The sequence below is a fragment of the Nocardioides sp. genome (assembly GCF_050699375.1).
In the GTDB taxonomy this organism is placed as follows: domain Bacteria; phylum Actinomycetota; class Actinomycetes; order Propionibacteriales; family Nocardioidaceae; genus Nocardioides.
In genome coordinates this window covers 1-9,376 of record NZ_JBOHDN010000226.1, presented here as the reverse complement: position 1 = coordinate 9,376, position 9,376 = coordinate 1, and the positions used below count along the sequence as shown (strand labels likewise).

At 71.1% G+C, this 9,376-nt stretch carries 10 protein-coding genes; 4 read left to right on the top strand and 6 right to left on the bottom strand.

Translation table 11 applies throughout. The features are described 5' to 3' along the window. Window positions 1-3: 3 nt before the first annotated feature. Together ACRDPS_RS16375 and mftF are read left to right on the top strand one after the other, a co-directional pair. Complete coding sequence (locus ACRDPS_RS16375; protein ID WP_431502719.1) at window positions 4-93, top strand: hypothetical protein; 90 nt, start codon at window positions 4-6, stop codon at window positions 91-93. Next, window positions 90-1,583 (top strand): mycofactocin biosynthesis glycosyltransferase MftF, encoded by a 1,494-nt coding sequence (gene mftF / locus ACRDPS_RS16370; protein WP_431502718.1) that lies wholly within the window; start codon window positions 90-92, stop codon window positions 1,581-1,583. Before ACRDPS_RS16375 ends, mftF begins: the two co-directional genes overlap by 4 nt. On the opposite strand, the gene ACRDPS_RS16365 is transcribed toward mftF, so the two are convergent. After that, window positions 1,495-2,088, bottom strand: coding sequence for a GPR1/FUN34/YaaH family transporter (locus tag ACRDPS_RS16365; protein ID WP_431502717.1), 594 nt, complete (start codon window positions 2,086-2,088; stop codon window positions 1,495-1,497). The two genes, mftF and ACRDPS_RS16365, sit on opposite strands and share 89 nt — an antisense overlap. Before the next feature lie 227 nt (window positions 2,089-2,315). On the opposite strand from ACRDPS_RS16365, the gene ACRDPS_RS16360 reads away from it, so the two are divergent. After that, window positions 2,316-2,897: an adenylate kinase gene (locus tag ACRDPS_RS16360; RefSeq protein ID WP_431502716.1), complete on the top strand. Its 582-nt coding sequence runs from the start codon at window positions 2,316-2,318 to the stop codon at window positions 2,895-2,897. Between the two features lie 9 nt (window positions 2,898-2,906). After that, on the top strand, window positions 2,907-4,631 hold the full coding sequence (poxB, locus tag ACRDPS_RS16355) for a ubiquinone-dependent pyruvate dehydrogenase (RefSeq protein WP_431502715.1): 1,725 nt from the start codon (window positions 2,907-2,909) through the stop codon (window positions 4,629-4,631). Between the two features lie 83 nt (window positions 4,632-4,714). On the opposite strand, the gene ACRDPS_RS16350 is transcribed toward poxB, so the two are convergent. The 5 genes from ACRDPS_RS16350 to fabG all read right to left on the bottom strand — a co-directional run. Then, window positions 4,715-6,040, bottom strand: a complete 1,326-nt coding sequence (locus tag ACRDPS_RS16350; RefSeq protein WP_431502714.1) for an MFS transporter — start codon at window positions 6,038-6,040, stop codon at window positions 4,715-4,717. 195 nt (window positions 6,041-6,235) lie between these two features. After that, window positions 6,236-6,688 (bottom strand): MaoC family dehydratase, encoded by a 453-nt coding sequence (locus tag ACRDPS_RS16345; protein WP_431502713.1) that lies wholly within the window; start codon window positions 6,686-6,688, stop codon window positions 6,236-6,238. Next, window positions 6,688-7,911 (bottom strand): acetyl-CoA C-acetyltransferase, encoded by a 1,224-nt coding sequence (locus ACRDPS_RS16340; RefSeq protein ID WP_431502712.1) that lies wholly within the window; start codon window positions 7,909-7,911, stop codon window positions 6,688-6,690. The genes ACRDPS_RS16345 and ACRDPS_RS16340 overlap by 1 nt, the downstream gene beginning before the upstream one ends. Beyond that, window positions 7,908-8,786: an FAS1-like dehydratase domain-containing protein gene (locus ACRDPS_RS16335; RefSeq protein WP_431502711.1), complete on the bottom strand. Its 879-nt coding sequence runs from the start codon at window positions 8,784-8,786 to the stop codon at window positions 7,908-7,910. Before ACRDPS_RS16335 ends, ACRDPS_RS16340 begins: the two co-directional genes overlap by 4 nt. A 17-nt stretch (window positions 8,787-8,803) precedes the next feature. Then, window positions 8,804-9,376 (bottom strand): 3-oxoacyl-ACP reductase FabG (gene fabG / locus ACRDPS_RS16330; protein ID WP_431502710.1); only part of this gene is annotated, 573 nt, incomplete at its 5' end.

The window sequence follows — 9,376 nt, the reverse complement described above, 5'->3', positions numbered from 1 at the left end:
GAGATCGCCGACGCCGTACGCTGGCTCAGCTCGCCACGCTCGCGCGCCGTCACCGGCTCGGTGATCCATGCCGACGGAGGGTTCACGGCATGAACCGGGACCTGGCCCACGGAACGGTCGTCCGGCTGCTCCCGAGCACCTGGCGGGGCGAGGAGGGCCGGGCGCTGTACGGCGGATCTCCGATCCGGATGCTGTTCCTGCGCCCGGCCGCGGTGGATCTTCTCGGCGACGGTGAGCTCGTCGTCGACTCGCCTCAGAGCGCACGGCTCGCCCGGCTGCTGCTCGACCGCGGGCTGGCCGAGATCGCCTGGGCGCCTCCCCGGCTGACCGATTCGGACGTCACCGTCGTCATCCCGGTCAAGGACCGCGCCGATGCTCTCGCCCGCCTGCTCAGAGCGCTGCCGGGACTGCGGGTCATCGTCGTCGACGACGGCTCCGCCGATCCCGTGGCTACCAAGGAGGTCGCCGCCCGCGCCGGGGCCGACCTGCTGCGCCACGAGGAGTCCAGGGGTCCGGCGACCGCACGCAACACCGGGCTGCGTGCGGTGCGGACCGAGCTGGTGGCGTTCGTCGACTCCGACGTCGTCCCGCACGAGGGCTGGCTCGACCCTCTGCTCGTCCAGCTCGGCGACCCGGCGGTCGGAGTCGTGGCGCCGCGCATCCGCGCCCTCGAGCACGGGGCGGCGAGGGGGCGGGTGGAGCGCTATGAGGCGGTGCGGTCGTCGTTGGACCTCGGTGGCGCCGCGGCGACGGTCGTGCCCGGGGGGAAGGTTCCGTACGTGCCGTCCGCCTGCTTGGTGGGCAGAACCCTCGTGCTCGGTGCCGGCTTCGACGAGACGATGCTGGTCGGTGAGGACGTCGACCTGATCTGGCGCACCGTGCAGCGGGGGTGGCTGGTCCGTTACGTGCCTGAGGCGCAGGTGGCGCACGAGCACCGGGTGGCGGCGGCCGGCTGGCTCGGGCGCAAGGCGTTCTACGGCACCAGCGCTGCTCCGCTCGCGATGCGACACCACGATGCGGTGGCACCGGTCGTGGCCGGGCCGCTCACGCTGGCGGTCGGTCTGGCGATGCTGGTGCAACGGCCCTGGGCCTTCGGCGTGGGGGCCGGGGTCGGCGCGGTCGTCGTCGCCGGAACCGCTCGAAAGATGCGTCAGAGTGCTCGGCCCTGGGCCGTTGCCGGCCGCCTCGTGCCGTACGGCCTGGCCGCCTCGGCGCAGCAGTGTGCCGCGGCGATGAACAGGCACTGGTGGCCGGTGATGATCCCTGCCGCCGTGATGTCCCGGCGGGTTCGTCGAGCCTGGGTCGCCGCGGCGCTGGTCGAGGGGCTGGTCGACTGGTCGCGGACCCGGCCTGAGCTGGATCCGCTCACCTACACCGCCCTGCGGCGGCTCGACGACCTCGCGTACGGCGCGGGGTTGTGGTGGGGCGCCCTCCAGCACTCCACCACAGCCCCGCTCCGTCCGGCCCTGGTTCGGCCGGAGCGGCCCGGCCGGCTCAGGCGCGGACCGGAGCGCCCAGCGGAAGGGCGCGACCTCCGGTGGCCTGGGACATGGCGTCGAGGAACAGGTACGCACCGACGATGACGAACGCGAACACGGTGTAGCCACCGAGCTGGGTGAGGAGGGTGCTGGCCGTGGCCGTGCCGAGCAGGACCAGCAACAGCGCCAGGTCGATCAGCCCGAAGAGCACCGTGAAGGCACGCGGCAGGCGCAGGGTGGCGAGGGTGAGCAGCACGATCACGGCCAGCCAGGACCCGAGGAACAGCTCCTGGGTCCTGACCGCGTCTGCGGGCTGGATGCCGAGCCAGCCGTGCGTCAGACCCAGCACGAGGGCGGCGTAGCTGGACCAGAAGCCGGTGAAGATGCCGAAGATCGCGGCCACGGCGTTCTGGTTGAGACGGGTGGCCCAGATCGCCGCGACGCCCTGCCCGAACGCGGTCGCCGTGGCGATGATCGGGATCGACGCCGCGACCGCGGTCGCGGGGACGAACCCGGTCAGCACCAGACCGAGGGCCACGGAGCCGACCAGGAATGTCGGGACTCCGATCAGGGCGGGATTGCCGTCGGGGACGGCGGTTTCAGTGGACACGAGTACCTCCAAGGATTGTTGTCCTTGTCACTGTGTCGATCCCCGGGCCCGCTCCACACCCTGCGAGCAGGTCGCAGTTCGTACTGCCTGATCGGAGGGTATCGACCCGCCCGAAGGCGAGGCCGCCCCATTCGCAACGTGACTGCAGCGGTGCGCCGCCTAGCCTCCGACCAGGCGTGATCGCCGGGTGACCGGCGCGCTGTGACAACGAAAGGCTCCGTATCCGTATGCGACTCCTTCTGATGGGCCCACCCGGCGCGGGCAAGGGCACCCAGGCCACCACGATCGCGGCACGCTTCGGCATCCCGGCGATCTCGACCGGTGACATCTTCCGGGCGAACGTCGCCCAGCGGACCGACCTGGGTGTCCTGGCCGACAGCTACATGAACGCGGGAGAGTACGTCCCGGACGAGGTCACCAACGCGATGGTCGCCGACCGGCTCGCCGATGGGGACTGTGCCGATGGATTCCTCCTCGACGGCTATCCGCGTACGCCGCAGCAGGTCGACGAGCTCGACGCGATCCTGGACCGGACCGGTGTCGGGCTCGACGCGGTCGTGCTGCTCGAGGCCGAGATCGATGAGCTCGTACGCCGCATCCTGCTCCGGGCCCAGGAGGAGAACCGTGCCGACGACACCGAGTCGGTGGTCCGGCGACGGCTCGAGGTGTACACCACCGAGACGGCGCCGTTGGCCGCCGCGTACGACGTTCGCGGCCTTCTCGCGACGGTGGACGGCCTCGGCTCGGTCGAGGAGGTCGCCGAGCGGATCCTCGCCGCATTGGCCGCCGCGTCGATGGCCGTCGAATAGATTGAAAGCATGTCGACCGTCGCAGAGCAGATCGTGGCCACGCTCACCGCCAGCGGCGTACGCCGCGTCTACGGCATCCCGGGGGACTCGCTCAACGGGTTCACCGACGCGCTGCGCAAGGACGGCACGATCCGGTGGGTGCATGTCCGGCACGAGGAGGCGGGCGCGTTCGCGGCCGCCGCCGACGCCGCCACGACCGGAGAGCTGGCCGTCGCGGCCGGGAGCGCGGGCCCGGGCAACCTGCACCTGATCAACGGCCTCTACGACGCGAACCGCTCACGCGTGCCGGTGCTGGCGATCGCCGCTCACATCCCCAGCGCCGAGATCGGCAGCGGATACTTCCAGGAGACCCACCCGCAGGAGCTGTTCCGCGAGGCATCGGTCTATGCCGAGTACGTCGCCGACCCGAGCCAGATGCCACACGTGCTCGAGATCGCGATGCGTACCGCCGTCGAGAAGCGGGGTGTGGCCGTCGTCGTCATCCCGGGGGACGTCGCGCTCGCCGAGGCGGTCGCCGAGCGTGCCGTGGCGATCACGCCGAGCCGCTCCCGCATCCTGCCGGCCGCCGACGAGATCGAGTGCGCTGCGCAGGCGCTCAACGCAGGCCGGCGGGTGACCATCCTGGCCGGCGCGGGCACCGCCGGCGCCCACGACGAGGTGATCGCGCTCGCCGAAGCGCTGGGCGCGCCGATCGTGCACGCGATGCGCGGCAAGGAGCACATCGAGCACGACAACCCCTTCGACGTCGGCATGACGGGGCTGCTCGGCTTCGCCTCCGGCTATCGGGCGATGGACCGCGCCGACACGCTGCTGATGCTGGGCACCGACTTCCCCTACCGCCAGTTCTTCCCCAAGCACGCGACCACCATCCAGGTCGACATCCGGGGCGAGCAGCTGGGCCGTCGCCATCCGGTCGAGGTGGGGCTCGTCGGGAGCGTGAAGGACACGGCCGAGGCGCTGCTCCCGCTCCTGGAGCCCAAGACGAACCGCGATCACCTCGAGTCCTCGCTGGAGCACTACCGGACCACCCGGACGCGGCTCGACGACCTCGCGACGCCGACGAAGCGCGGCAAGGCGATCCACCCGCAGTACCTCACCCGGCTCGTCGACCAGGCGGCGGCCGACGACGCCGTCTTCATCCCCGACGTCGGGTCGCCGGTCGTGTGGGCGGCCCGTTATCTGACCATGAACGGACGTCGCCGGCTGATCGGCTCCTTCGCCCACGGCTCGATGGCCAACGCGTTGCCGCACGCGATCGGCGCGCAGGCGGCTCACCCCGACCGGCAGGTGATCGGTCTGGCCGGTGACGGCGGGCTGACGATGCTCCTCGGCGAGCTGATCACGCTCACCCAGAACAAGCTGCCCGCCAAGCTGGTCGTCTACAACAACTCCTCGCTCAACTTCGTCGAGCTCGAGATGAAGGCGGCCGGGTTCGTCAACTACGGCACCGACCTGTTGAACCCGAACTTCGCGGAGGTGGCCCGCGCCCTGGGCATCCACGCGCGGCGGGTCGAGCACGCCGACGAGCTCCCGGACGCGGTGGCCGAGATCCTCGCCCACGACGGACCGGCGCTCCTCGACGTCGTGACCGAGCGGCAGGAGCTGTCGATCCCGCCGGCCATCACCGCCGAGCAGGTCAAGGGGTTCACGCTGTATGCGCTGCGTACGGTCCTGTCCGGACGCGGCGACGAGCTCCTCGACCTCGCCAGGGCGAACGTACGCCAGCTCTTCTGAGCTACGGGACCGGCCAGGGGGCGTGGCCCCGCGTCTCCATGAGCGACGCGGGGCCACGAGATCGGACAGGTTGCCCGAGACGCTCAGCGTTCCACGGGAACCGGCGCGGGGTCGTTGGCCGCCTCCGCCTTTCCGGCGTTCCGGCCGAGCAGCGCCCTGGAACACAGCAGGGAGATCACAGTGGTCACGACGCCGAAGGCGACAGGCACCACGATGCTGCCGGAGGTGTCGAGGAGCCACTGCAGGATCATCGGCGTGGTTCCGCACAGTGCGCCGGAGAGGCCATAGGTGACGGAGATACCGGTGTAGCGAACCCGGGCCGGGAAGGCCTGGGCGAGCATGCCCGCCATGATCGCGTAGAACATCACGTCGGGGATCGTGGCCATCACCGCGCCGATCATCGCGAGCGTCCAGTTTCCGGTGCCCATCAGCACGAACATCATCGCGAGCGCGGGGATCTCGAGGGCGAGCAGGAAGGTGACCAGGGTGCGCGGGTTCCAGCGGGTGGCGAGCACCGCGCCGAACGGCTGCACGAAGAACTGGACGAGGCTGGCGATCAGGATGATGGTGAGGAAGGAGTCCTTGGCGAAGCCGAGATGGGTGGTGGCCCAGGAGAGCGCGAACGTGTCACGGGCGTAGACGACGACGAAGACGCACAGGATGCCGAAGACGCCGAGGGTCAGCTCACGGGAGTTGCTGCGGAACAGCTCGACCACCGGGACGCGGACGACCTCGTCGCGCTCCTGGAGGTCCTTCATCGCCGGGGACTCCTCGAGGCTGAGCCTGATCACGAGCCCGACCACGACCAGCGCGGCCGACGCCAGGAACGGCAGTCTCCAGGCCCACTCGAGAAGGGCTTCGTCGGGAAGCAGGCCGGTCACCGCGAGGAAGCTGAGGGTGGCCAGGATCCGGCCGGCGGGGGAGCCCTGCTGGGCGAACGCCCCGAACAGGAAGCCGCGGTCGGGGCGGGTGTGCTCGGTCGCGATCAGCACCGCGCCGCCCCACTCACCGCCCACGGCGAGGCCCTGCAGCAGCCGGAGCACGATCAGCAGCACCGGCGCGGCGGCACCGATGGCGGCGTGCGTCGGCAGCAGGCCGACGCCGACCGTGGTGACGCCCATGAGCAGCAGCGTCAGGATCAAGGAGCGTTTGCGGCCGATCCGGTCACCGAGATGACCGAAGAGGACACCGCCGAGCGGTCGGGTCAGGAACCCGACCGCGAACGTCGCGAAGGAGAGCAGTGTCGCGACCGCGGGCTCGGCGTTGCTGAAGAACAGCGGTCCGAAGACCAGTGCCGACGCGGTGCCGTAGATGTAGAAGTCGTACCACTCGATGGTGGTGCCGACGAACGCGGCTATGCCCGCCTTGCGGGCCATCCTTTCGTCGGGGACGCGCGTTGACTGGGTCATGGGGACTGCTCCTCCGGGAATTGTGTGACGTCACGCACCGGATGCTGTGTGACCGCGTTCACACTAGAAACCCCAGCCATTGCGCGTCCAACACCAAATGTGGCTTGCATTGATATCTCCGGTGAGCCCAATATGGATGCGGGCATGCCGAGGCCGCCGATCGACCGGTGGCGGATCGGCGGCACTCGCGAGACGTCAGGGGAGGACCAGCGTGATGCTCTCCGCGACGCAGACCGGTCGCTCGGCGCCCTCCGCCTCGACGGTCCAGGCGACCAGCACCTGGGTCCCGGCCGGGACCGCCCGGACCTCCTTGATCCGCGGTGTGGCCCGGATCTTCGTGCCGACCTCGACCGGCGCCGGGAACCGCACCTTCTCGAGGCCGTAGTTGAGCCGGGCGGAGCCGGCATCGATCGTGTAGAGCTCGGCGGCGAAGGCCGGCAGCATCGACAGCGTGAGGTAGCCGTGTGCGATGGTGCCGCCGAAGGACGAGGCGGTGGCGCGCTCGACGTCGACGTGGATCCACTGCTGGTCGCCGCTGAGCTCCGCGAAGCGGTCCACCCGTTCCTGGGTGATCTGCACCCAGTCCGTGGTGCCGAGCTCCTCGCCGACGGCGGCCTCGATCGCCGCGACCGAGGTGAACGTACGCATCAGACCACCCGCTCGAAGACGGCGGCGAGGCCCTGGCCACCGCCGATGCACATGGTCTCGAGGCCGTAGCGGGCCTCGCGGCGGTGCAGCTCGCGGGCGAGCGTGCCGAGCATCCGTACGCCGGTGGCGCCGACGGGGTGGCCCAGGGAGATGCCGGAGCCGTGGACGTTGGTGCGCTCGAGGTCCTCGTCGGTGAACTTCCACTCGCGCATCACCGCCAGCGCCTGGGCGGCGAAGGCCTCGTTGAGCTCGATGACGTCGATGTCGGCCAGGGTCAGGCCGGCCTTGGCGAGGGCTGCCTCCGTGGCGGGGACGGGTCCGATGCCCATCACGTCAGGACGTACGCCGGCGGCGGCCCAGGACACGAGCCGGACCAGCGGCCGCAGGCCGAGGCTCTCGGCGAGGTCGGCGGTGGTGACCAGGCACATGGCGGCGGCATCGTTCTGACCGCTGGCGTTGCCGGCGGTGACGGTCGCCTCGGGGTCGGAGGAGCCGAGGATCGGCCGCAGCTTCGCGAGCGACTCGAGAGTGGTGTCGGCTCGGGGGTGCTCGTCGGTGTCGACGATGACATCGCCCTTCCGGGACGGGACGGTGACCGGCACGATCTCGTCGGCGAAGACACCGCTCTGCTGGGCGGCGACGGCGCGCTGGTGGGAGCTGACGGCGAGCCGGTCCTGCTCCTCGCGGCCGACGGCGTACTCCCGGCGCAGGTTCTCGGCGGTCTCGAGCATGCCGCCGGGCACCGGGTGGAACCGGCCGCCCGGGGTCTGCCGGCCGCGGGTGAGGCCGTCGTGGATCTGCACGCCGGTGCGGCCGCCGCCCCAGCGCATGTCGAGGGAGTAGAAGGCGACGCTGCTCATCGACTCCGCGCCGCCGGCGACGACGATGTCGCTGGCGCCGGAGCCGACCTGCATCACCGCGTTGGCGACGGCCTGCAGCCCGGAGCCGCAGCGACGGTCGACCTGCTGACCGCCGACGGTGACCGGGAGCCCGGCGTCGAGTCCGACCACCCGCCCGATCGCCGGTGCCTCGGCGTTGGGGTAGCAGTGACCGAGGATGACGTCGTCGATCCGCTCGGGGTCGATGCCGGTGCGGGCGAGCAGACCCTGGAGCGCCGTGACGCCGAGGTCGACCGGGCTCAGGTCCTTGAAGACGCCGCCGTAGCGGCCGATCGGGGTGCGGACGGGTTCGCAGATGACCACGTCGCGGGCGGTGTCACTCATGGTTGGTGCCTTTCAGGGGTGAGGGTGGCCAGCTCGGCCGTCAGGCCGGCCAGCGCGGTGCCGTCGGGGCGCTGCAGCGCGACGTCGGCGGTGTTGGGCGCTGTGTCGGCGGTGGGGCGGTCGACCCGGACCTGGGCAGGGTCGCCGCAGAACAGGGGAGCGGTGTTGCGGTGCCGCAGGCGGCGTACGACGCCGTCGGGGTGGGTCAGCCGAAGGGCCTCGGCGAGCACCAGGGTCGCGAGCGGGCCCTGCACGACCAGCCCGGGATAGCCCTCGATCCTGGTGGCATAGGGCCAGTCGTAGTGGATCCGGTGCGGGTTGGCGGTCGCAGCGCTGAACCGCATGAGCAGGGTCGGGTCGGTAGCGAACCGCCAGCCGGCGTCCTCGGCCACGAGCGGCGGACCGGCGGGTTCGACGGCCGCGGCGGGCTCGGGGTCCGGGAACGACGTCGGTGCCGGCGCGGCATCGCGGTAGATCAGGTCCTGCCGCTCCTCCACGAGCAGGTCGTCCCGTTCGGCGTCGACCAGCCGGGTGTCCACCGTGACGATCGCCAACGGCCCGCTGCGGCCCTCCTTCTCCTCGACCGAGACGACCTCGGACTCACGGACGATCTCGGCGCCGACGCGGAGGTCGCCGTGGAAGGTCACCTCACCGCCGGCGAACATCCGCCGGGGCAGGTCGACCGGCGGCAGGAAGTCGCCGCGGCGTGGGTGGCCGTCGTCGCCGATGATCGACGAGGACGGCCACCGCGGCAGCGCGACCCAGTGCCACAGCGGCGGGAGTACGTCCCCGGCGGCAGGCACCGGAGCGCCGCTGTCGAGGAGAGCGCCGAGGGCGGCGACCGGCCCCGCGTCGAGGGTCGAGACCGACGTCATCCGCCGCGGCCGCCAGGTCACATGAACCTTCCGCCGGTCACCTCGGCGACCGTGCCGGTCATGTAGGAGGAGAGCGGGGAGGCGTAGAAGAGCGCGACGTTGGCGATCTCGGCGGGCTCGCCGGCGCGGCCCATCGGGATCTCGGTCATCTTCTCGTCCCAGATCCGCTGCGGCATCGCCTCGGTCATGGCGGAGCGGATCAGGCCGGGCTGGATCGCGTTGACCCGGACCCCGTGGTGGGCCATCTCCTTGGCCGCGGCCTTGGTGAGGCCGACGATGCCGGCCTTCGCGGCCGAGTAGTTGGTCTGCCCGACCATGCCGACCTTGCCGGAGATCGAGGAGATGTTCACGATCGCGCCGGACTTCTGCTCGCGCATCCGGGCGGCGGCGAGCCGGGTGCCGTGCCAGCAGCCCTTGAGATGCACGGCGATCACCTGGTCGAACTGGTCCTCGGTCATCTTCCGCATCGTCGCGTCGCGGGTGATGCCGGCGTTGTTGACGACGATGTCGAGCGAGCCGTACGTCGCGACCGCGGTCTCCAGGGCGCGCTCCACGTCCTCGGCGCTCACCACGTCGCAGGCCACGCCGGT

Bases quoted from the DNA above. Each gene is read 5' to 3' on its own strand.
- ACRDPS_RS16345 (WP_431502713.1), bottom strand. From the start codon at position 6,688: ATGCGTACGTTCACCTCGGTCGCGGCGATCGAGGCCGCCGTCGGCGAG.
- ACRDPS_RS16340 (WP_431502712.1), bottom strand. From the start codon at position 7,911: ATGAGTGACACCGCCCGCGACGTGGTCATCTGCGAACCCGTCCGCACC.
- ACRDPS_RS16360 (WP_431502716.1), top strand. From the start codon at position 2,316: ATGCGACTCCTTCTGATGGGCCCACCCGGCGCGGGCAAGGGCACCCAG.
- mftF (WP_431502718.1), top strand. From the start codon at position 90: ATGAACCGGGACCTGGCCCACGGAACGGTCGTCCGGCTGCTCCCGAGC.
- ACRDPS_RS16335 (WP_431502711.1), bottom strand. From the start codon at position 8,786: ATGACGTCGGTCTCGACCCTCGACGCGGGGCCGGTCGCCGCCCTCGGC.
- ACRDPS_RS16350 (WP_431502714.1), bottom strand. From the start codon at position 6,040: ATGACCCAGTCAACGCGCGTCCCCGACGAAAGGATGGCCCGCAAGGCG.
- poxB (WP_431502715.1), top strand. From the start codon at position 2,907: ATGTCGACCGTCGCAGAGCAGATCGTGGCCACGCTCACCGCCAGCGGC.